Consider the following 22420-nt stretch of genomic DNA (forward strand, 5'->3'; position numbering starts at 1 on the left):
GCTCAGTCCTCCTCCAGGACACCGTTCCAGGCCAGGAAGTCGGTGGTGCGGCGCATGGCCTCCTCCCAGCTGGCGTCGCCGAAGCCGTGGGCGGCGCCGGGGATGGTGACGAGCTCGGCATCGGGCGTGGCGCTCACAGCGGCCCGGGAGACCTCGATGGGCACGGAACGGTCCTGGTCCCCGTGGACGATGAGGACGGGGCGGCGGTAGGTGGCCAGCTCGGCCCCGACCTCCAGGTTCCAGCCGTCGACGGCGTAGGTGCGCCCCAGGCGGGTGCCCGCCCAGTCGAACTCCTCGGGCACTGCCGCCAGGGTGCGGAAGGCGGCGCGCAGGTTCTCCCCCAGTTTCAGTGCCGGGTACCACAGGGCCAAAGCCGTGATCCGTTGCGAGTGGCGGGCGGCCGCGAGCGCCGCGACCGCTCCGCCCAGGCTCAGCCCGAACAGGGCGACCCGGGAGGCGTCGACCTCCGGCCAGGCGCACGTGGCGGTAAGGACGGCTTCGAGGTCGGCCAGCTCGGTGAGGGCCGACATCGCGGTGGTCTCGCCCTGGCTGGCGCTGCCGCCGCCCCCGCGGAAGTCGAAGCAGACGGCCACGGCTCCGGCGGCGGCGAAGCGGCGTGCCATGGGTGCGACGCGGGTGTGGGAGCCCTCCATGCCGTGGCAGCAGATGACCAGGGGTGCGGGGGCCGACGACGCCGAGCGCGGGACGTAGGCCAGTCCTCCGATCCTCTGCCCCTGGGCGGTGAAGGTGACCTGCCGTGAGAGGTAGGGCTGAGTCATCGTCACGTGCTCTCCTTGCTGTACGGGACCGGCAACGGGAGTCCGGCCCGGCGGCCATCGTAGACGGGCCGCCGGGCCTGGCTGCCGAATCGGGCTGCCCGGCCTCAGGAGTCGAGGTGGTCCAGCAGCGTGGGGATGAACTCCCGGTAGTACTGGAAGACCCCACCGTGGCCCGCCCCGGGGTAGATGACCAGGGTGCTGCCGGGAATCCGCCGGTGCATGTCCTGGGACAACGGGGTGGGGACCATACGATCGTGATCCCCGTTGGCGATCAGCGTGGGGGCCGTGATCCTGGACAGATCCTGCGGCTGCTGGCGTCCCCATGCCTTGATGGCGGCAATCTGAGTACGGAAGGCCTTCAAGGTGATCGGGGAGTCTCGCTCCATGACTCGTTCATGAATCCGGGCGAGGTAGTCGCGCGCTGCGGCCTTGCCGTCGGGTGTGCGCGGGAAGAAGAGGAACTCCTTGGCGTCGGTGCGGGCGAGCGCTCCGCGCAGCATGTCGAGGTAGACGTAGGCGGCTCCGGTTGGCCGGTCGATCCCCTTGCCCCCTGCAGGACCGGTTCCGGCCAGGACGAGCCGTCGGACCAGGCTCGGGGCGTCGAGAGTGACCTGCTGGGCGACGAACCCTCCCAGCGAGAAGCCCATGAGGTCGATCCGGGTCAGACCGAGCTCAGAGATGAAGGCCCGTGCGGCACCGGCCATCCCTTTGATGGTTCGTGGGACGTTCCCGGTGGAGGAGCCGACGCCCGGCAGGTCGACCGCAATGACGCGGCGGCCCTCGGCGAGCGCCTCAACGACGCGGGGGTCCCACTCGTCGAGGGTGGCCCCGAGGTGGGCGAGCAGCACAACGGGCGGCCTTCCGGAGTCGACCCCGAGGTCCCGGTAGGCGAAGGACTCTCCTCTCACCCGCAGGTGCCGGGTGGGAGCGGAGGTCCACCTGGTGATGGGCCCGGCGATCATGGTGGTGCCGTCTGTCTCAGGCATGAGCGGTGACCTCCTGCTCGCTGGTGGCCACGAGGACCTTGCCGCGGGTCCCGCCGGCCAGCAGCTGGTCGAGCGCGGCGAGGGTCTGCTCGAAGGGCAGAATCCGGTCGACGACGGGCTGGATGACGCCGTCGTCCACGAGACCGGCGATGGTGCGCAAGGCCTCTCCGTCGGGTTCGATGAACAGGAACCGGTAGCGCACGCCGAGTTTGCGGGCCTGGCGGCGCACCTTGAGGCTGAGGACGGACAGAGCGGCCTTGACCACCGGACCGGCGCCGGCCTGGTCGGCCAGTGACGGGTCGGGGGTGCCGGCGATGCCCACCACGATCCCACCGGGACGCAGGACCTGGAAGGATCGTGAGGTGATCTCGCCGCCCTGGGTGTCGACGACGATGTCCACCGGGGTCTCGGCCAGGCGCTGGACGAAGTCCTCACTGCGGTAGTCGATGACGATGTCCGCACCGAGCTGCCGGACCGTCTCGGCGCTGGAGGCCGAGGCCGTGGTGGCGATAGTGGCCCCCAGGTGCTTGGCGAGCTGGATGACGGCCGACCCCACTCCGCCAGCGCCACCGTGCACCAGGACCGTCTGGCCCGGCTGGAGGCGGCCGATCGTCACCAGAGACTGCCACGCGGTCAGAGCGACAACCGGCAAAGCAGCCGCTTGAGCCAATGAGATGCTCCGGGGCGCAGGGGCGAGGGCGTCGGCACCGACCACGACGAACTCGGCCCAGGTCCCCATGGCCACCACGCCGGTGTAGCCGTAGACCTGATCGCCAACGGCGAGTTCTGTGACCTGAGAGCCGACGGCGATCACCTCGCCGCTCAGCTCTCCTCCCATCACCTTGGGCAGGTCGAGCCGGAAGACGGCCTTGAACTCACCGGTACGGGTGCGCTCATCGGCGTGATTGACGCCGGAGGCGACCATCCGCACCAGGACCTGGCGCGGGCCGGGATCGGGAACGGGCATGTCGACGGCGCTCAGAGGGTGGCCGTACTTCTTCAGGACGAAAGCCTTCACGTGGTGTCCTTCCTGTGCCGCAGCACCAGACATCTAGTTGCATTGTGTTACCACTCGAAGTAGACGGTATGCTATCCGGTAACAGAATGCAACTACCTCGGAAGGAGGGCGCGATGATCCCCCGGCCCCGCTCCGCCTGCCCGATCAACCGCAGCCTCGAGATGCTCGGCGACAGGTGGAGTCTGCTGATCCTGCGAGACATCGTCCTGCATGACCGGCGCTCCTTCCGCGAGCTGCTCACCGGCAGCGAGGAGGGCATCAGCGCCCCCGTGCTGTCCCGCAGACTGGCCGACCTGGTGGAGGCGGGTTTCCTCACCAAGAATGAGGTCGCCCGCGGCAAGCAGGGGAGGTACTCGCTGACCGAGCAGGGCCTGGCAACAGTGCCGCTGCTGATCGAACTCGGCAGACTCGGTGCACGCATCGACCCGTCGACCGCCCACAACGCCCCCAAACTCAGCACAAATCCCGACGACCTCGCCAAGCGCATCGCTGCCCTACGCGAGACTCATCTCGCTGATTAACACTCACCCCACAACAACCGCGGAGGATGCCGGCCCACATGGACCTTCTTCTCAGCGGTAGGCCTCTGCGGAGGCGCTCTCGTCGTAGCGGGCCACGAGAACCAGGCCGGACAGGGCGTAAGGGCCACCGATGTAGGGCATGACCCGAACCAGGGCGGCGGCCACCTTCTGGCGGGAGGAGCCGGCCCTGATCGCGCCGGCCACGTGCGGGCGCAGCTGGGTGGTGGCGCCGATGGCGGCGATGGCCACGAGGCTGATGAGTTCGCGCTGGGCGACGTCGAGCCCGCCGCGGGTGGCGAAGTCGCCGAAGGCGGAGGAGGTCAGCAGGTGGGGCACGAACTCGTCGAAGGGCTCGGGCAGGGCGGAGAAGACCTCCTTGACCTCGTTGCCGTACAGCGGGGCCTGGATGGCGGCGCCGGCCTGCTCGCGGGCACTGGGGTCGGTGGCGTCGACGGTGCCGGCGTTCTCCAGGGGCAGGGAGATGCCGTTGGCCTCAAAGACCCCGTTGGCGATGTCGATGGCGTTGAGGGTCTTGGGGAAGCCGATGTAGGGGGCGCACTGGTAGATGGTCTCGCGCAGCTGGAGCGGGCTGGCGCCTATGTTGAGGGCGGCGCCCACATGCGCCCGCAGCTGCGGGAGGGTCTGCATGGCGGTCAGGACGGTGATGGTGAGCAGCTCTCGCTCGACGTCGGTGAGGACTCCCGTGGAGAAGGCCTCGTCGAAGATTCCGTTCTGGAGGATGTCGAACAGCTCGGGGTCCGTGGGGTGGGGTTGGGGCTCCACCCCGAACAGCCTGGTGAAGGTCTCACGTGCCTGCGGTGTCAGCGCCATGGAGGGCTCCTTATGAAGTGCGAGCGGCTCAACCCGAGCATGTCACGTCCCTCCTCCGAGCGATAGGTTCTTCGACGCCCCTGCCTCGGCTTTCCGTGCGACGTGCGCGCGCACGTCGGCTGCCCTGGTTCACCCATGCTCCTCACCGGAGCTACGGCCGGCCTCGGCATCCGCGAGCAGTCGGCGTTCGGAGCCTGCGAGTCTCCGGGCCGTGCGGATGACGCGGGCGGCCTGTTTCTCGAGCTCGTCACGAGTCAGGCTCACGGCTCCGCCTTCCGGCTTGGTCCATCCACCCGGTCCACGGCCTGCGCTCCCTCGTTCAAGTGCTGCCAGGAGGTCCTCCAGGTCCGTCTCACCTCCGGGCATGAAGAGCTCGTTGCCGGCCTTGACGGTGGCGGCCGCGGTGGCACGCGGGTGCTTCATGTCGCTGCGGGTCATGCCGTCGACGACCCAATCGGTCATGACCAGGCCGTCGAAGCCCCACTCCCGGCGCAGGATCACCTCGAGCAGCTGGGCCGACTCGGAGGTGTGGACGCCGTTGATGAGGTTGTAGGAGGTCATGACGGCGGCGGGTCGGGCCTGGCGCACGCAGATCTCGAAGGCCCGCAGGTAGAGGTCGCGCAGGGCTCGGGGGCTGACCAGGCTGTTGGAGTTGAGGCGGTTGGTCTCCTGGTTGTTGCAAGCCAAGTGCTTCATGGTCACGCCCCGCCCCGGGTGGGACTGGACGCCGCGGGTGATGGCGGCGGCGATGCGTCCGGCCAGCAGCGGGTCCTCGGAGAGGTACTCGAAGTTGCGTCCGCACAGGACGGAGCGGTGCAGGTTGAAGGCGGGGGCGAGCCAGAGGTGGATGCCGAAGCGCTCCATCTCGGTTCCGACGACGTCACCGAGGCGCTCGACGAGTGCCGGGCTCCAGGACTGGGCGAGCGCGGTGCCGATGGGGATGGCGGTGGTGTACTGCTCGCGGATCTCGGTGGGTTCACGGGGCTCGGGATCGTCGGCGATGCCGAGGGCCTCGCGTCCGGCGTCGTCCATGAGCTCGAGGAAGGTGGCGGGCAGGCTGGAGTCGCCCAGGGAGAAGGGGCCCTCGGCGTCGACACCGTAGGTGGGGGCCAGGCGCAGGCCGGCGGGGCCGTCGGCCATGATGATGCTGGGCAGTCCGGGGATCCGGGTGGTGGTCTGGCCCGCCGCACCGAAGACGGTGGTGGAGGCGGCCCCGATGACGGAGCGGGACTCCTCGCCGCTGCGGTAGTCCCCCAGGACGGTATGGATGAGCTCGTCGTCGCAGAGCCCCCGGGCCTGGGTGAGGGCCTGGCTGAAGCCCTCCGGCGCGGCCTGCTCATCGGGCTCGGCGACGTCCGACCGGCGCAGGTGGGCCGGGTCGACGTCGAGCACCGGCAGGCCGGTCGGGATGTCGAGGATCGCCGGGGCATCGGGCTTCCAGTCCGTGAAGCCGGGTTGCCCCAGGTCGCCGGTCAGGCATCGGACGGTTGCGTCCTGGGCGAGCTCGACGACGGCGACAGGGCTCAGGTGCCGGCTGGAGGTTCCCGCCCGCAGCAGGTAGCGGCCGGCCTCCAGGATCGTGGCGCGGGCGGCCTCGTCGTAGGAGGCCAGGTCGGTCAGGTCGAGGCCGATAGTGACCTGTGCCGTGGCGCCGGGGGCGATTTCGTCGGTCTTGGTGAAGCCTGCGAGTACCTGGAGCGGCTGGTCGAGGCGTCCGGCCGGGACTCCGGCGTAGACCTGGACGATCTCCTTGCCCGGGTAATCGCCGGTGTTGGTGACGTCGACGTCGATGCTCACGCGGGCGCCGTCGAGGCTCACCTGGCGGGTCTGGATGTCGAAGGTCGTATAGCCCAGTCCGAATCCGAAGGGGAAGAGGGGTTCCTTGCCGACCGAGTCGTAGAAGCGGTAGCCGACGTAGACTCCCTCACGGTAGTGGGTGTCATCCGGGTCACCGAAGTCACCGATCTGGTCATCCTCGTCCCAGGCGCTCCAGGTGGTGGCGAGCTTGCCGGAGGGGTAGGTCAGCCCCAGGAGAACGTCGGCGAAGGCGTCGCCGATGCAGGCGCCGAGCTGGGAGAGCAGGAGGATGTTGGCAACGTCATCGAGTGGGCTGAGGTCGACGACGCCGCCCACGTTGAGTACGAGGAGGAAGCGCTCGAAGCGCGCATTGAGGGCGAGGATGTCGCGGATCTCGGTGTGGGTGAGCTTGAGGTCTCCGGCCTCGGGGCTGCGGTCACTGCCTTCCCCGGAGGTTCGGGACAGGACGTAGACGGCCGCCTCCGGGTCGGTGCCGGTCTCGACGTCAAGGGGGATCGTGTACTCCGGCTCAGGCATGACCGAGCCCATTCCGACCATGATGGCGGGGACGCGTCGCTCAGCCGCCTCGGCCCTGATGCCGGCGATGAAGTCCTCATGGGCCTGGAGACGGATACGGTCGTAGGCATCCAGCCAGGGCCGGGTGACGATGGTGAAGCCGGCCGTCTCCAGCCCCTCCTCGATGGTGGTGACGTGGCGGGAGTTGACGTCGCCGCTCCCTGTTCCGCCCTTGATGGTGCTGCGGGCGCCAGAGCCGAACAGGGCGATCTCGCCCGGCTCAGTCAGGGGAAGGGCGCCGTCGGAGCGCAGCAGCACCATGCACTCGGGGGCCAGGGCACGGACGGCGGCGAGGTGGTCGGTCTCGTAGGCTTCCATATCGCGATCTCCTCTTGTCATGCCGACGGCAGCGCCACGTGCAGGCCTCCGCACTGAGTGAACGAACTGGATTCACCCCATCATCGCGGTGCTGTGATGCCTACGATAACGGAGCAGACACCGGATCCGGAGATGTTGCCGGAGAGCGCTCGGTGCTCTGCGGAGTGGAGGAATCATGAAGGCACCCAGGAGAGTCAGCGGGAGCAGAATCGCCGTCGGCGTGGCCAGTGTCGGCCTGACGGTGGGGGCCTTCAGCCTTTACTCCCGTAAGCGCTACAGGCGCTCGGCCGCAGCGAGCCTGGCGGAGTACAGCACCCGACCGGTCAAGATGGCGCACGCCCGCATGTCGATCACCAACCGGATCGCCCGCCTGGCCAGCCGCCCCGAACCTGCCCGCACCGTCGTCTTCCCGGCCTGGGGGCGCTTCTTCTACGACCTGGAGCGGCGCGAAAACTCGGGCATGCCCGTCTACTACGTCCGCCCGCATACGCCGTCGAACACGATCGTCATCTACCTCCACGGCGGCGGATACATCTCGACGGCGGTCTCGGCTCATGCCTGGCTGGTCGACCACCTCGCCCGCAGCACGGGGGCCGGTTTCATCATGCCGCTCTATCCGTTGGCACCCCATCACACCTGGCAGGAGGCGCACCGGCTGGTGCTGGACCTCTACCGGCGCGCGGTCGCCGAGAACCCGGGTAAGCGGATCGTCCTCATGGGTGATAGCTCGGGCGGAGGCCTGGCGGCGGTCATCGCCCTGTCCCTGGCCGAGGCCGGCGACGCTCAGCCCGACGAGCTCGCCCTCATCTCGCCCTGGGTCGACATCACCAACACCAACCCGGAGATCGCCGATTACGTCGACACCGACCCGCTCATGGCTCCCGAGCCCCTCGCCGAGATCGGGCGGTGCTGGGCGGGAGACACTCCTCCGATCGACTGGCACCTTTCCCCCATCTACGGCGACCTGTCGGGCTTGAAGAAGGTGACAACCTTCGTGGGGACCCGGGAGATCTTCCTGCCGGACAATGCGCTCTTCCACGCCAAGCTCCTGGAGGCCGGGGTCGACTCGACGCTGCACGTCGGCGAGGGCCTCAACCACGTCTACCCGATGTTCCCCACTCCTGAGGGGCATCGGGCGCGGCGCGACCTCGTTCGCCTGGTCACCGGGGAGCTCGCCTAGCCACGTTCGATGACCGCCACTGGCCGTCAAGTGTGGAGGCAATCGTCGTCACATAACAGTGCGAGGATCAGGGACTCAAAGCCTTCAGGGGGAAGGTCACAGCGCCATCGGGAAGCATCATCGTGGAACCGTCCGCAGTAACAACAGCCCTGAACTGTGGGAGAGGTGTCCGCGTCGTGTCGATATCTCCGACGAACGCCGCCAGCGAGGACTGAGCCGCAGGAATCTGCCTCTGTCCCAGCTTGACCTCGAAGGCGGCCCACCGTCCGTCATCGAGCTCGACAATAACGTCCGCTTCTCTGCCCGACTTGTCCCGGAAATGATAGATGTGACCACCCAGTACCTCAGCGAAGACCCTCAGGTGCTGCACGACCAGCGACTCGAACCAGAACCCGGCCGTCTCCAGGTCCTGCATCAACCGCCCCGGCGAGGTCGCGGTCACTGCCGCAGCCAGCGCGGGATCAACGAAGTGCAGTTTCGACGACGTCCGCACCGCATAGCGAGACCTCAAATGAGGAGCCCAGGCCGGCTGCTCCTCGACGACGAACAGGCGCTTGAGGGCGTTCACGTAAGCGATCGCCGTCTCTCCGGACAACGATTGTCCGGAGACATCCTTCGCGATGGTGGCGAAAGAGGCTTCCGTCGAAATATGCCGGGCGAGAGACCGTATGAGGGCACGCATCCTCAAGGGGTCCCGGCGCGGCTCACCATCGAGACGGCCGATGTCGATACTGATGATGTCATCGATATAGTCCCGCAGATGACGTTGTGCCTGAGAAGTCGTCAGATCACGATCCCCGGGCCACCCTCCGTGGACCAGCTCGTCAAGGACCTCGGCCACGCTCGTTCCCGAGACCAGCACAGGTTCGGGAGCCTGACCATCGAACAGTCCCGCAAGTGAGACGCTTCCATCGCCGAGACCACGCTCAAACAGGGTCATCGGACGCATGCGGATTCGCGATACCCGATGTGCGCCTGAGTGGCGAGCAGCGTCCTCAGCCGGGACGGAGGATCCAGTCAGGAGGAACTGCCCCGGACGCTGACGTGAGTCGATCTCTCGACGCACCAGATTCCACAGGGAGGGCTCGATCTGCCACTCGTCAATAAGACGCGGGGCCTCCCCGGCCAGAATCAGGGACGGGTCGACCTCCAGGGCCGCGCGCAGCTGCGGCAGCCCTGAGTCGAGGGCCACCTCGGAGGAGGCGTGCCGGCGGCCGGTCATGGTCTTGCCACAGGCCCGCACTCCCTCGAGGAGGACGCCTCCCGAGTAGCCGAGCGAGTCCTGGACGACGTGGTCGACAACCCGCGGCAGATAGCCGTTCTGACCCACCAGTTCTTCAGCCTCTCTTGCAGGATCCGGCCTCGATCCGGATGTTGGCGCCATTCTAATCCCCCATATGGCGTCTATCCAGCCCGGCATGTGGCGCCATTTCGATCCGACACGTGGCGTTTATTGACCAGGTGAACACGAACTGGCTCGCTCACCGGAGACACGTCATCGACGGCGAAGAACTCATCCAGGGCAAGACCGCGCGTCTTGGCCCGCTTGAGATCCTTCGTGCACTTGTTCGAGATGACGATCTGGAGCATCACAGGCCCAGGTCGTTGAGCAGGTCAGCCGCACTCCGATAGCGCTTGGCCGTTCCTGCGGTGATCCCCGCATCAGCCTCCTCGTCAGCCCGTCGCACCTCGGCAGTCATGCCCCGGCTCACCCGGCCTGTGCGCAGCGGTAGTACATGACTGCGACCTGGGTGCGGTTGCGCAGGCCGAGCTTGGCCAGGATCGCGCTGATGTGGTTGCGCACCGTGCCCTCACTCATGAACAGCCGTGCCGCGGCCTCGGCGTTGTCCAGTCCCTCGGCCACGGCCTCGACCACCTCGTACTCGCGGTCGGTCAGGGCCGCGAAGGCGGTGCTCCGCAGGTCCTTGGCGGACGGTCCCGGGGCCTCCTCTGCCTGCTCCCGCCCTCCGGGGCGCCCGCTGAGCCCCATGGTGGTACTGCGCTCGAGCACCTCCCCCTCCAGGACGCAGACCCCGGCCATGACGGAGCGCAACGCCGGGGCGACCTGGGCGACGTCCTGCTTGATGAGGTAGCCGCGCGCCCCCATCTTGAGGGCCCGCACGATGTACTCGTCGTCGGAGAAGGTGGTCAGGAAGACGATGCGCGCCCCGGCATCCTCGGCCAGGATCCGCTCGGCCGCGCTGAGTCCGTCGCCGCCGGGCATCTGGATGTCCATGAGGAGGATGTCGGGAGCCAGCTCCCGATAGCGCTCCATGGCCTCGGGGCCTGAGCAGCCCAGGCCGACGACCTCGACGTCATCCTCGACCGACAGGATCGTGGACAGGGACTGGGCGACGAGCGCGTCGTCGTCGACGATGAGGACTCTCATGATGCTCCTTCTCTCCCCTGTCCGTTCTTGGGGATCGTGGCGAAGACCGTGAACCGGGGTCGCGGGGTGATCCGCACCCGGCCGCCCAGGGCCTCGACCCGCTCAGTCATGGAGCGCAGCCCCAGGCCCGCGCCCCCGTGGCCGTCCACGGCCGGCTCGTCCTCGGCGGGGACGACGCCGTCATTGTCAACGGTCACCTGCCAGAACGCAGGGTAGTCGGTGACGGCCACGCGGGCCGAGCGGGCTCTGCCGTGGCGGGCGGCGTTGGTCAGGGCCTCACGCACGACGGCCACGACGCAGCGCGCCACCGCCGACGGGGGCTCGACGTCAGTGGAGCAGTCGACGCTCACGGAGTCGATGCCGCAGCGCGAGCCCAGCATGTTGAGGGAGGTGGCCAGCTCCTCGCCGTCGTCGGACAGGGCGTGGACGGAGCGGCGCATGGAGTCCAGGGCCTCGTCGAGGCCTCCATCCAGGGTGGTCAGGTCGGCAACGACGCCCGGCTCGTCGCGGTGGACGACCTGGAGGGCCTTGACCTGCAGCAGGAGGCGAGTGAGGAGATGGCCGACGCCGTCGTGGATCTCGCGGGCGATGCGGGTGCGTTCGGCCAGGGCGGCGGCGCGCAGCTCGTAGTCCTGGGCCTGGAGCAGCCGGGCGTTCGTGTCCTGCAGGGTGAGGACCTTCTCGCGCAGGTCATCGCGCACCACGTGCAGGCTCCTTCGCGCCACCTCCTCCTGGACGGTGCGCAGCGCGAGGAGGGCCGCGAGAGCGCAGACCGCCAGAGCGAGGGCCAGCACGGGCATGTCCCGAACCCGCGTGACCATGACGGCCGCGAAGGGGATGCAGACGGCCATGGCCGCCATTCGCTCGTGCCGGGTCCCGAGCGCGCCGAGGCGGGCCAGGGCGTAGACGACCAGCGGAACCCCAGCCACGGAGTCCGCCGAGAGGGCTCCCACCAGGAGGTAGGCAGCCGGGACGGCGATGCCCCACCGTCGCTGATCGACGGTCATGCTCAGGCCGGCGACGGTCACGGCCGCGATCAGCCAGATCACGGCGGCCGTCTTCACCTGCCCCACGAGCAGGACCAGCAGGAGGCAACCGCACAGCAGCACGCCTTTGTCGGCCAGAACCTTCACCCCTCGATTATCGGTCGGTGGCCGGCGCTCGTGGGCCCGGCATGCCGTGAGTGGACTCGTTCCGGCATCTCATGACAGAAGTCATGGGGGCCGGCCGCAGTCATGACAACAGGCACTTCTGAGCGCCACCGCGCCCCGCGACCATGGATGCCATGAGCCGGGGACCACCGGCGGAACAAAGGAAGGAGTCGAGATGGACATCAAGGATGAGGACCACGACGCGGGCCTGGCGGTGGAGGTCGACTCCCTGGTCAAGCGCTATGGGGAGCTGGTCGCGGTTGATGGCCTGTCACTGATGATCCCGCGCGGCCAGGTCCTGGGGCTGCTCGGCCCGAACGGCTCGGGCAAGACGACGACGATCAGCTGCGTCCTTCAGCTGCTCACCTACGACAAGGGCTCGATCCTCGTCTTCGGCGAACCGATGACGCCCACCTCCTACGACCTCAAGCGCCGCATCGGTGTGGTGCCTCAGGAGGTCGCCGTCTTCGATGAGCTCACGGTGGCGGAGAACGTCAATGCCTTCTGCGCCCTCTACGTGCGCGACCGTGCCGAGAGGCGCCGCCTGGTGGCCGAGGCGATCGCCTTCGTCGGCCTGGAGAAGTTCGTGAAGTTCAAGCCCACGAAGCTCTCCGGCGGTCTGCTGCGCCGCCTCAACATCGCCTGCGGCATCGCCCACGGACCCGATCTCATCTTCCTCGATGAGCCCACGGTCGCCGTCGACCCGCAGAGCCGGGGCGCCATTCTCGACGGCATCAAGCGTCTCAACGAGCGCGGCGCCACCGTCATCTACACGAGCCACTACATGGAGGAGGTGGAGCAGCTGTGCGACCGGATCGTCATCATGGACCGCGGCCGGCAGGTGGCCTCCGGCACCTCCGACGAGCTCAAGGCCATGATCGGCACCGGTGAGCGCATCCGGGTGGAGGTCATCGACCCCGCCCCGCTGGGCGAGGAGGCCCTGGAGGGCCTGCGCCGCCTGGAGCATGTGCGCACGGCCGCCTACCAGGACGGTGAGGCACTCATCGAGTGCTCCCCCGGGGCCCACAATCTCACCGATGTCATGAGGGCACTGGATGCGGCGGGGGCGACCTGCGGCCGGGTGACCTCCGAGCCCCCGACCCTCAACGACGTCTTCCTGGAGATCACCGGGCGGGCCCTGCGCGACGAGGCGGCCTGAGATGTTGACCGTTTTCCTGTACCAAGTACTCAGGCTCCTGCGTGACCGAGTCCTGCTCATGTGGACGCTCGGCTTCCCCATCGTCCTGTCCCTGATCTTCATGGCGCAGTTCTCCAGCCTGGACAAGGCCTTTGAGGCCACCCCCATGAGCTTCGGCGTCGTCCAGGACGAGGCCTACCGGGCGGCTCCGGGGCTGGACGCCGTCGTGGAGCGCATCTCCGCCGACGACGCCGATCCTCACCTCCTCACGAAGGTCACCCACTCCACCGCCTCGGAGGCCGAGACCGCCGCGAAACAGGGAGAGACCAACGGCTATCTGGCCGTCGAGGGCGGTCAGCCCGTGCTGCACGTGACTCAGAAGGGCAACGAGGCCGAGACGACTCGGGTACTGCGAGTGGTCATGGACTCCTACACCCAGAGGCAGGCCGAGTACGAGGCCCTGGTCAAGGCGGGGGCGGCTCCCGACGAGCTGGCCGCGCTTGAGACCGACCAGTCCTTCACCCACTCGATCTCAGTGACGCCCTCCCCCGTCAAGCCGGAGACCCACTACTACTTCGCGCTGCTGGCCTTCGCCTGCGGCATGGGGACGACCGTGGCCTTGGTGGCCGTGAAGGGAATCATGGCCGTCTCACCGGTGGGCGCCAGGCAGACGCTGGCGGGCCTGCCCCGCTGGAAGGTTCTCACGGCCACGCTCGCGGCCTCCTGGGTGTGCGTGTTTGCCTGTCTGCTCATCGCTTTCACCTTCATGGCCTCGGTCGTGGACGTGGACTTCGGGCCCCATGTGCTCCTGTGCCTCGTGGCGATCGGGGTCTGCAGTCTCATGGCGAGCGCAGCGGGAGCCGCCCTGGGGACGCTGGCCCGCCTGGAGATCGGGATGATCTCCGGCTTCACCTCCCTGCTGTCCTTGTTCACCGGCCTGTACGGGCCCGCGTCCCAGTCACTGGCCAGCTCCGTCGAGCAGCACGCCCCGCTGCTGGCGCAGGCCAATCCCCTGTGGCAGACGGCCCGCTGCTTCTACGGGCTCCTGTACTACGACTCCCTGGCACCTTTCGCCCACAGCTGCGCAGTCCTGCTGGGCATGACGTGCCTGTTCCTGACCATCGCCCTGATCCGTGCAAGGAGGATGACCCATGAGCACCTTTAAGACGTGTGTGAGAGTTGTGGCCGCTCACCGGCTGTACATCCTCATCTACCTGGTGGTGCTGAGCCTGTTCGGCCTGTTCACCGGGATGGCCAAGTCCGAGGACTACTCCAGCCAGGTTACGACCGCCACGGCGAGTGTGGCCGTCATCGACCGCGATGGCTCCATGATCTCCCGCGGGGTCAAGGACTATGTCGAGTCCGTCGGTGAGGCTCAGCCGCTCGAGGACTCCAGGAGGGCCCTCCAGGACGCCACCGCGCAGAACCGCATCAGCTACATCCTCATCATTCCCGCCGGTTACGGGCAGAGGCTGCAGCAGGCGGCTCGCGAGGGCACCGAGCCGCCCCGTATGGACACGGTCATCGGGTACGAGTCGGCGTCCGGCGCGCTCATGAATGTGCGCACCGACTCCTACGTGGGGCAGGTCAGCGACTACCTGTCGACCACCACGGACGACCCGGCCCGGGCCGTGGCACTGGCCAAGGAGACGATGAACCACTCCGCCCCCGCGAAGCGGGTCACCCCGGACGCCACGCCTCTGTCACACGGCTTCATCACCTACGCCAGGTTCTCCTTCTACCCGCTCATGACCTTCGCGGTCGTCACGATCTCCACGCTGATGGCGGCACTGGGGCGCCGAGCGGTGCGCGCACGCCTCGAGGCCACCCCGGTGAGCGGTACTGTCCGCAGCCTCGGGCTGCTGGGCGCGTGCCTCGTCGTGGGGCTCGCCGGGTGGCTCTGGGTCTTCGGGCTGGGGGTCACGGTCTTCGAGGCCGCCACCGTGACGACATCAGCTCCGCTCCTGGGCGTGGTCGCAGCGGCCCTGGGCAGCTACACGCTCGTGGCGGTCTCGCTCGGATTCCTCATGGGGCAGATCGGTCTGGGTCAGCACGCGGCCAACGCCGTCGCCAACATCGGCGGCATGGCCCTGTCCTTCCTGGGCGGTGCGTGGGTGCCCACCGAGTGGCTGCCCGACGCCCTCGCCCGGGCAGCGAGGCTCACGCCCGGCTACTGGGCGGACCAGGCGATCTCCGGGGCGTACAACGCGACCTCCATGTCCGCCGCCGTCATTCGCCCGTTGCTTGTGGACTGCGGCATCTGCGCCCTGTTCGCCATCGCGGTCTTCTCCGTCGCCGTGGCCGTGGGTCGCGCCCGGGCCCGGTCGACCCTGTAGGACGCAGGCGCATGCGAACCCGTCCGACATGACAATGGGGCCGGCCACCAGGTGGTGGTCGGCCCCATTGTCAGGCCCTGCGGCTTCGCGCCGCTGTCGTCACTTCACGGCGACGAAGACCTTGTCCGCCAGAAGACCGGGGCTCACCGCGAGAACACCGTCCTGGGCGTTGGCCGATGGCACCGCTCGCACAACGTTGCCTGAGACACTGGCCCCCTTGTACAGCACCGTCAGAGAGTCGATAGCATCCGGGGCGGCAGCGATGGAGTCGGCCCCGTCAATGGTGACGCCATCCGCCGTCACGAAGTCGACCAGCACAAAAGCAGGCGTTTCTCCGGCCGGGTCATTGCCGATGTAGGTGGCGGTGTAGTTGATGAGAACGTATTCCTTCCCTTCAGCGGGAGGCTCATTGAACTGGTTGGCCGCGGCCACCGCATCATTAGCGTTGAAGGTGACCGAGTTGATCACCACTTTCCAGTCCTTGCTGGAGATCTCGGTACGGAGCGGGTAGGGGTTCTCCCGACTCTTTCCCTGCGCGGAGTCCGCAGCAGCCGATCCTCCTGAGTTCGACATTGCCCCATCGGGAGCCGGCGCCGCAGAGACAGCGCTCGTGGAGGACATGGCCTCATCGACAGCATTGCCTACAACCACCAGGAAGACGAAAACGCCGATGATGGTTCCGACAACCGAGACGATCACTGCGGTGACTGCGGGCCAAACGGCCTCCCCTCTCCGGAAGAGGCCCACCAAACCGACGATGAAGGAGATTGGCAGCAGGATCCAGCCGACGATGAGTGCGCCGGGGAGGCAGGCGAAGATGAACCCGATGACCGCCATCACCAGAGCAACGATGCCCACGGTGTTGCGCCCCTTCTTCATCGGCGCAGGCGCTTGCTGCATCGGCGTAGGAACCTGGTCTTGAGGCGGGTACTGCTGCGGAGGGGCGGACTGAGGAGGGTACGACATTGTGGCTCCTGATATTCGACGGTATGCCGAAACGAGACAAACGAATGCAGCGACACCCGCTGCACCGCTCATCGTAGTCAGAACAACATCCGCAATGCGCTCCCAAAGGCACAGAATTTAGAATTTTTACATTCCAAAACAGCCACTAATCTTCCGAATGAAACTCAGCCTCAGCGTGACCATCGACATCGTCACAACAATCCGCCGGGACGGATATTCCTAGAGATCCACCGATGGGCTTGAACGGTGCGATCACGGAGCTGCCATCACCCCCGATTGAAGCAGGCTCCAACGATCATCCCCCCCAATGTCATCCTCCATCAAAACGCAGAAGTCGCACAACATCATCGATCTGTCGAGGATTCTTCAAAGCCTCCACCAGTCTAGAGACGAGCGCCCATGACCCCCGCAGCCCACTCAGTCACCGTTCCCGATTGCAGGCCCCACCCCAGCCAGGTCGGCAGACGCCTTCGATCACGCTCGTCGACGAACACGGCAAGGCCCCACCGGCGGGGCCCAGCAGCGGCGAGCAGTCGTCCCGACTCGCCGGTCACTCCCACTCGATGGTGCCCGGGGGCTTGCTCGTGCAGTCGAGCACCACTCGGTTGACCTCCGGCACAGAGTTGGTGATCCGGTTGGAGATGCGCGCAAGGACGTCGTAGGGCAGGCGGGTCCAGTCCGCGGTCATGGCATCCTCACTGCTGACCGGCCGCAGAACAATGGGATGGCCGTAGGTGCGCCCGTCGCCCTGCACCCCCACGGAGCGCACATCGGCCAGCAGCACCACCGGGCACTGCCAGATCTCGTCGTCGAGCCCGGCGGCGGTGAGCTCCTCGCGGGCGATGGCGTCGGCGGCCCGCAGCACACGCAGGTTCTCGGCCGTCACCTCGCCGATGACGCGGATGCCCAGCCCCGGTCCGGGGAAGGGCTGGCGGGCGACGATCTTCTCCGGCACACCCAGCTCGCGGCCGATGGCGCGCACCTCGTCCTTGAACAGCTCGCGCAGTGGCTCGATGAGCTCGAAGTCGAGGTCCTCGGGCAGGCCACCCACGTTGTGGTGGCTCTTGATGTTGGCGGCGCCCTCTCCCCCGCCGGACTCGACGACGTCGGGGTAGAGAGTCCCCTGGACCAGGAAACGGATCTCGCCACCCTCGGCCCCCACGGCCTCGACCACCCGGCGCTGGGCAGCCTCGAAGGAGCGGATGAACTCCCGGCCGATGATCTTGCGCTTGGCCTCCGGCTCGGTGACGCCGGCCAGGGCGCTCAGGAAGCGCTCGGTCTCGTCGACCGTGATGACGCGGATGCCCATGCCCTCGGCGTAGTCGTGCTCGACCTGGTCGCGCTCGCCGGCGCGCAGCAGGCCGTGGTCGACGAAGATGCAGGTGAGCTGGTCGCCGATGGCGCGGTGGACGAGGGCGGCGGCCACGGATGAGTCCACTCCCCCGCTCAGGCCACAGATGACGTGGGCGTCGCCCACCTGCTCGCGGATGCGGGCCACCTGCTCGTCGATGATGTTGTCCGGCGTCCAGGTGGCCGGCAGTCCCGCCTCCTTGTGCAGGAAGTTGACCAGGGCGGCCTGCCCGTGCTCGGAGTGAAGGACCTCAGGGTGCCACTGCAGCCCGTAGAGGCGACGGCCCGGGTTCTCGAAGGCCGCCACCGGCGTCTGGGAGGTGGAGGCGGTGACAGTGAAACCCTCAGGGGCGGCCTGGACCGCGTCACCGTGGCTCATCCACACCACCTGGTCGTCCGGGGTGCCGTCGAACAGGCAGGAGCCCTCCTCCACACGTGCGGGGGTGTGCCCGTACTCGCGGGTGCCGGTGCGTCCGACCGTTCCGCCGAGAGCCTGGGCCATGGCCTGGAAGCCGTAGCAGATACCCAGGACTGGCACTCCTGCGTCGAAAAGGGCCGGATCGACGGACGGGGCGCCGTCGGCGTAGACCGACGAGGGGCCGCCGGAGAGGATGATGGCCGACGGCTGCTTGTCCAGCATGGCGGCGGCATTCATGGAGTGGGGCACGATCTCGGAGTAGACACCGGCCTCGCGCACGCGGCGGGCGATGAGCTGGGCGTACTGGGCGCCGAAGTCCACCACGAGGACAGGGCCGACGGCGCTGGGAGAAGTCTGGCTGGTCGTCACCGGAACAGAATAGCCGGGGCGGCAACCCCACCGCCTTCCGCACTGCCGGCCGACGACGGCGCCACTTCTCAGCGTTAACCACCACCACAGGATGACTAGACCAGTGGTTGACGTCGCACTCCCGCAGCACAGGTCACGTCCCCGGATCAAAACCACCACACCGCCGACACCCTCAAAGCCCCGCCAGCGCCAGGAATCCCCTCAATATCGCCACATCTGAGCACACGCTTCCGCGCTCGGACCACACCCCTCCCAGCGTCTCCTTGTGATCCACGGACTATCGACGCAACACACGTCACGATCCTTTGTCTAGACAATTGGGTGGAGCGTTCCTAGAGTTCTACGTGACGGAAAAACCTCCGTCCGGCCCACGGGCCGCACACAGTCGTGCAGGGACGCACGACTCATGGTCAGGCGGACCTGCTCGACACACACCGAGAGGAACACTCACATGACCGCCACCACCACCGAGCGCCCCACCCAGACCGTCGAGACCACCGCTGCCGCCACCACCCAGGCGAGCACCACCAGCACGCAGACCGACGCCAACCGCCTCACCTTCGCCGTCGCCATGATCGCCGTCATGGCCGCCGTCATGGTCATGGCCGTCGTCGGCGCCGTCACCGGCATCCCGACCCTCATGTTCGCCTCCGCCGTCCTGGCCGCGATCACCATGGGCGTGGGCATCTACACCGGCATCAACCTCCTCGAGGCCCGCTGAGCGTAGGCGACTCCAACGAGCTCGTCTGAGCTCACCACCGGATCCGGACCACGCACCACAAGCAACGCAGGCCCCGGACCCAGCCCAGCAAGGGCACAGAACAACGAGGCTGCGCGGCCAAGGAAGCCCGCGCAGCCATGGCAACCCGAGGGGCACCGCACAGGCGGCGCCCCTCTTCTCATACTCAAACCAGCATCAGGAGCGGAAAGCAGAGCGGCGCCGGACCAATGCACCGGCACCCACGCCGGAGTCAGAACATGCCGTTGTCGTTGGCGGAGGTCTCCGGGATCACCTGGAGCACGTCCCAGTGCTCCACGATCCTGCCGTGCTCATCGAGACGGAAGATGTCGATGCCTGCATAGTCCTCCGACCCCGGCCACCGCTGGTGGCAGTGCAGGATGACATGATCCCCTCCGCGAAGGCACGCACGAACTCCACGCTCTTGCCGGGGTAGTCACGGGCCATCCGCTCGAAGTACTCGACGAAGGCCTCCTTGCCGTCGGCCACATGGGTGTTGTGCTGCCGGTACTCGTCACCGGCGTATCGCTCCAGCGCCTCCCTCGGCCGGCACTGGTTGAACATGAGGTCGTAGAAGGCCTTGACGTTCTCCTTGTTGCGCTCCAGATCAGTGGACATACGGGACTCCTCCTCTTAGCAATGGTCACGACAGTCAGTCAGAGGCCCTCCGCGGCCGACGGCACACCGCCGCGACACCCGAGATGTCCAAATCGGATACAAAGGCGGAATCCAGGCTCACACCACCGATAAGAAACCGCGTGATTCCGCGGTTCCATCAGCGGCCTGATCAAGCCACAGGTTCCTTTGTCACCGATTTGGACACGACGCGTCCTCCGCCCCGATTTCGGATCACGCATCGCGCCTCCCACTCAGAGCAGCAGGGCCCGGGCAGGAGGCGCAAGGACGGGAGGTTGCGGTGAAGCCCCGGCGACCGGGACTTCACCGCCTGGGCTCACAGCGACATGTCGACGACGGCGCGTCCCTGAATCTCGCGGTTGCGCAGGGCGGTGTAGCCGGCGCCGGCCTCCTCCAGCGGCAGGCGGCGCGAGACGACATCTCGGTAGTTGATGACGCCCTTGTCGGCCAGGTCGACGACGGCCGGCAGGTCCTGGCGGGTACGCGCCCCGTAGGAGCCGAGGATCGACTGCGAGCGGCGCACGGTGCGGTTGATCTCCACCCCGGCGGTCTGCACACCGGCCCCCAGACCGATCGGCACCATGCGGCCGCCGTCGGCCAGGACGTCCAGGGCTGTGGTCCAGGTGGCGGGGATGCCCAGCGCCTCGAAGGAGACGTCGACACCCTTGCCGCCGGTGAGTCGGAAGACCTCCTCGCGGGCGTCCTGGGTGACGGAGTTGACCACGGCCGTGGCCCCGTAGTCGAGCATGGGGGCGAGCTTGTCGTCGTCGACGTCGATGGCGATGATCTGGCTGGCGCCGAAGGCCCGGGCGATCTGGACGATGTTGGTGCCCACGCCGCCGGTGGCGACCACGGCGACGGTCTCCCCATAGCGCAGGTCGGCACCTCGGCGCACAGCCCCGTAACCGGTCATGGCGGCGCAGCCCAGGATGGCCGCTGGCACCATGTCGATGGTGTCCGGCACGGGAGCCACCGCGGTGGAGGGGACGACCGCGTACTCGGCCAGGCCGCCCATGGAGTACATGGCCACCGGCTCACCGTCGGGGGTGGCCAGGCGGGTGGTGCCGTCGTAGAGGACGCCCTTGAGGCGGTTGAGGTCGAAGAAGGGGCCGCACAGCTCGTCGCGCCCCGAGGCGCAGGCATCGCACTGGCCGCAGGGCATGAGGAAGCCGCCGGCCACCTTCTGCCCGATCGTCAGACCGGTGTGCTCGTTGCCGGGGCCGAGCTCCACGATGGTGCCGGAGACCTCGTGGCCGAGCACCGCCGGCAGTGGGAAGGCGATGGCGCCGCCGATGACGTGGAGGTCGGAGTGGCACAGCCCGCAGGCGGCCACCTTGATGAGGACCTCGCCGCTCTTGGGCCGGGGGGTGCGCAGGGTCTCGATCTGCAGGCCAACCTCGTGGTCCCGCAGGACGGCGGCCTTCATGGTCTCGGGGATGGACACGGTCGTCTCTGAGGCCTGGACTGCCTCGTTGCTCGTCATGCTCAGGTGCCTCTCTGTCAGGTGTCGACGACGTCGGGCCGCCGAGTGGCTTCTTGCGGCCACACCCCACCATACGATATTTGTCCTGACAAATCATAGGTCTGAAGTCGGATGCGCGGCCGCTGTCCTCAGAACCGCCCCGCGCGTCACTCCCCTAGACCTTGAGCTCGCGCGGCAGCCGCAGGAGCACGACGGCGACGCTGAGCACCGACAGCGTGAAGGCTGCCCAGAACAGGGCGGACATCCCGAGGTACCTCACGACGAGCAGCGAGGCCAGGAGGACACCGGCACGCGCCAGGACGCCTCCGGTCGCCGAGGCGCGCCGCTGCGCCTCAACCAGCCAGGGCGGGATCCGCGGGTCGATCGCCCCCTGGCAGGCGGGCAGGACCAGGAGCGACTGGCTGGCAACAAGGACTGTCAGGGAGACGATGATCGTCCAGGCGCCGCCCACACCCCCCAGGGTCATGCCGGCCACCAGGAAGGTCGCCCCCATGACGGCGACGACGGTGCCCAGCACCACTCGCAGGAAGCGCAGCTGCTCGACCCGGGTCACCAGCGCCAGAGCGAGGAGCGCCAGCCCCGTCCAGGTCGCGGCGGTCATGGCGATCGCGGCGGATGCGAGGCCGAGCTCGGATGCGATCAGCGGGGCCAGGACCAGGGCCCCCGCCCCCAGGGGCGCCTCCTGGGCGATGATGAGGACCGCACCGGTCAGCACGGCGGCACGCACCTCGGGCACCCGCAGCTCAGCGGGAGACATGGCCTGCTGCTCGGCCATCATCTCCGCGTCCAGACGGGTCCAGTCGATGGCCACGGAGGCCTCCAGGGTCCCGTGCAGGCGGCGCAGCGCCTCGAAGGCCTCGACGTCGCGGCCCTGCCGCACCAGCCACACCGGACTCTCGGGCAGGAGCAGGGCCCAGACCAGGTACGCCAGCGCGGCGACGGCGACCATCGCCCAGGCGATGAGGAGCCTCGAGGGACTCCACCAGGCCGCCAGAACCACGACGCCGGCCCCGGCCGGACCGAAGGCCATGGCCTGCGGCATGAGCCGCCTGTGCCCGCGCAGGGAGAGCTCGTGGCAGACCAGTGGCGCCACAACGAGCACTCCGCCCGCAGCAAGACCCACCAGGCCCGCGCCAATCAGGCCGACGACGCCGTCGAGCCCGGCCGCGACCCCGGCACCCAGCAGCGCCAGAGCCCCCACGAGCATGCCCATTCTCCGTCGCCCCAGGTACCGGGCGAGGGGACGGCTGGTGAAGGTTCCCAGCACCATCGCCGCAGCGACAGTACCGAGCAGGGGCAGAGCGGCGCCGCGCGCGCCGGCGACCTCGATAGCCAGCCCCCCTTCCAGGGCGCCGAGGAACAGACCTGCCGCCCATGCGTACAGGCGGAGGCGATCCGGGGCGGGCGGCGCGCTGCGCGGCGGATGCGGGTTCATGGAC

19 protein-coding genes are annotated in these 22420 nt (G+C 68.0%); 6 read left to right on the top strand and 13 right to left on the bottom strand.

The annotated features are described in order from the left end of the window. Nucleotides 1-2: 2 nt before the first annotated feature. From BKH28_RS02060 to BKH28_RS02070, 3 genes are all read right to left on the bottom strand, one after another. Nucleotides 3-779, bottom strand: coding sequence for an alpha/beta hydrolase family protein (locus BKH28_RS02060; protein ID WP_256695446.1), 777 nt, complete (start codon nucleotides 777-779; stop codon nucleotides 3-5). Nucleotides 780-883: 104 nt separating this feature from the next. Continuing rightward, nucleotides 884-1765, bottom strand: coding sequence for an alpha/beta fold hydrolase (locus tag BKH28_RS02065; RefSeq protein WP_075417281.1), 882 nt, complete (start codon nucleotides 1763-1765; stop codon nucleotides 884-886). Beyond that, nucleotides 1758-2783 carry an NADP-dependent oxidoreductase gene (locus BKH28_RS02070; RefSeq protein ID WP_075417282.1) on the bottom strand — a complete coding sequence of 342 codons (1026 nt, stop codon included), beginning with the start codon at nucleotides 2781-2783 and terminating at the stop codon, nucleotides 1758-1760. Before BKH28_RS02070 ends, BKH28_RS02065 begins: the two co-directional genes overlap by 8 nt. A gap of 113 nt (nucleotides 2784-2896) precedes the next feature. Here BKH28_RS02070 and BKH28_RS02075 point away from each other — a divergent pair, with 113 nt between their 5' ends. Beyond that, nucleotides 2897-3304: a winged helix-turn-helix transcriptional regulator gene (locus BKH28_RS02075; protein WP_075417283.1), complete on the top strand. Its 408-nt coding sequence runs from the start codon at nucleotides 2897-2899 to the stop codon at nucleotides 3302-3304. Between the two features lie 51 nt (nucleotides 3305-3355). On the opposite strand, the gene BKH28_RS02080 is transcribed toward BKH28_RS02075, so the two are convergent. Next, on the bottom strand, nucleotides 3356-4135 hold the full coding sequence (locus BKH28_RS02080) for a carboxymuconolactone decarboxylase family protein (RefSeq protein ID WP_075417284.1): 780 nt from the start codon (nucleotides 4133-4135) through the stop codon (nucleotides 3356-3358). A gap of 129 nt (nucleotides 4136-4264) precedes the next feature. Then, nucleotides 4265-6826, bottom strand: coding sequence for a glycoside hydrolase family 3 protein (locus BKH28_RS02085; protein WP_178388807.1), 2562 nt, complete (start codon nucleotides 6824-6826; stop codon nucleotides 4265-4267). Nucleotides 6827-7001: 175 nt separating this feature from the next. Between BKH28_RS02085 and BKH28_RS02090 the strand changes: the two genes are divergently transcribed. After that, entirely contained in the window at nucleotides 7002-8006 is a 1005-nt protein-coding gene (locus BKH28_RS02090; protein WP_075417285.1) for an alpha/beta hydrolase, read from the top strand. Nucleotides 8007-8073: 67 nt separating this feature from the next. Here the strand turns inward: BKH28_RS02090 and BKH28_RS02095 are convergent, their stop codons facing one another. The 3 genes from BKH28_RS02095 to BKH28_RS02115 all read right to left on the bottom strand — a co-directional run bounded on the left by BKH28_RS02095 (nucleotide 8074) and on the right by BKH28_RS02115 (nucleotide 11528). Then, the gene (locus tag BKH28_RS02095; RefSeq protein ID WP_075417286.1) at nucleotides 8074-9336 is read right to left on the bottom strand and encodes an ATP-binding protein; all 1263 of its coding nucleotides are present in this window, start codon (nucleotides 9334-9336) and stop codon (nucleotides 8074-8076) included. Between the two features lie 378 nt (nucleotides 9337-9714). Beyond that, entirely contained in the window at nucleotides 9715-10395 is a 681-nt protein-coding gene (locus BKH28_RS02110; RefSeq protein WP_075417287.1) for a response regulator transcription factor, read from the bottom strand. After that, nucleotides 10392-11528 (bottom strand): sensor histidine kinase, encoded by a 1137-nt coding sequence (locus tag BKH28_RS02115; RefSeq protein ID WP_075417288.1) that lies wholly within the window; start codon nucleotides 11526-11528, stop codon nucleotides 10392-10394. The genes BKH28_RS02110 and BKH28_RS02115 overlap by 4 nt, the downstream gene beginning before the upstream one ends. Before the next feature lie 193 nt (nucleotides 11529-11721). On the opposite strand from BKH28_RS02115, the gene BKH28_RS02120 reads away from it, so the two are divergent. The 3 genes from BKH28_RS02120 to BKH28_RS02130 are packed head-to-tail and all read left to right on the top strand — an operon-like array spanning nucleotide 11722 to nucleotide 15020. Continuing rightward, the gene (locus tag BKH28_RS02120; protein WP_075417289.1) at nucleotides 11722-12705 is read left to right on the top strand and encodes an ABC transporter ATP-binding protein; all 984 of its coding nucleotides are present in this window, start codon (nucleotides 11722-11724) and stop codon (nucleotides 12703-12705) included. A gap of 1 nt (nucleotide 12706) precedes the next feature. After that, the gene (locus BKH28_RS02125; RefSeq protein WP_075417290.1) at nucleotides 12707-13849 is read left to right on the top strand and encodes an ABC transporter permease; all 1143 of its coding nucleotides are present in this window, start codon (nucleotides 12707-12709) and stop codon (nucleotides 13847-13849) included. After that, nucleotides 13836-15020, top strand: coding sequence for an ABC transporter permease (locus tag BKH28_RS02130; RefSeq protein ID WP_178388808.1), 1185 nt, complete (start codon nucleotides 13836-13838; stop codon nucleotides 15018-15020). The genes BKH28_RS02125 and BKH28_RS02130 overlap by 14 nt, the downstream gene beginning before the upstream one ends. A 99-nt stretch (nucleotides 15021-15119) precedes the next feature. Here BKH28_RS02130 and BKH28_RS02135 read toward each other — a convergent pair whose 3' ends face one another. After that, nucleotides 15120-15986: a hypothetical protein gene (locus BKH28_RS02135; protein WP_075417291.1), complete on the bottom strand. Its 867-nt coding sequence runs from the start codon at nucleotides 15984-15986 to the stop codon at nucleotides 15120-15122. Between the two features lie 550 nt (nucleotides 15987-16536). Next, nucleotides 16537-18123 (bottom strand): glutamine-hydrolyzing GMP synthase, encoded by a 1587-nt coding sequence (guaA, locus tag BKH28_RS02140; RefSeq protein ID WP_075417292.1) that lies wholly within the window; start codon nucleotides 18121-18123, stop codon nucleotides 16537-16539. Nucleotides 18124-18574: 451 nt separating this feature from the next. Here guaA and BKH28_RS02145 point away from each other — a divergent pair, with 451 nt between their 5' ends. Then, on the top strand, nucleotides 18575-18844 hold the full coding sequence (locus tag BKH28_RS02145) for a hypothetical protein (RefSeq protein WP_075417293.1): 270 nt from the start codon (nucleotides 18575-18577) through the stop codon (nucleotides 18842-18844). 288 nt (nucleotides 18845-19132) lie between these two features. Here BKH28_RS02145 and BKH28_RS02150 read toward each other — a convergent pair whose 3' ends face one another. From BKH28_RS02150 to BKH28_RS02160, 3 genes are all read right to left on the bottom strand, one after another. Beyond that, the gene (locus tag BKH28_RS02150; RefSeq protein WP_256695436.1) at nucleotides 19133-19480 is read right to left on the bottom strand and encodes a nuclear transport factor 2 family protein; all 348 of its coding nucleotides are present in this window, start codon (nucleotides 19478-19480) and stop codon (nucleotides 19133-19135) included. 334 nt (nucleotides 19481-19814) lie between these two features. Continuing rightward, the gene (locus BKH28_RS02155; RefSeq protein WP_075417294.1) at nucleotides 19815-20981 is read right to left on the bottom strand and encodes a zinc-binding dehydrogenase; all 1167 of its coding nucleotides are present in this window, start codon (nucleotides 20979-20981) and stop codon (nucleotides 19815-19817) included. Between the two features lie 154 nt (nucleotides 20982-21135). After that, nucleotides 21136-22416, bottom strand: coding sequence for an MFS transporter (locus BKH28_RS02160; protein ID WP_075417295.1), 1281 nt, complete (start codon nucleotides 22414-22416; stop codon nucleotides 21136-21138). Nucleotides 22417-22420: the final 4 nt, after the last annotated feature.

The organism is Actinomyces oris (assembly GCF_001937665.1).
GTDB lineage: Bacteria > Actinomycetota > Actinomycetes > Actinomycetales > Actinomycetaceae > Actinomyces > Actinomyces stomatis.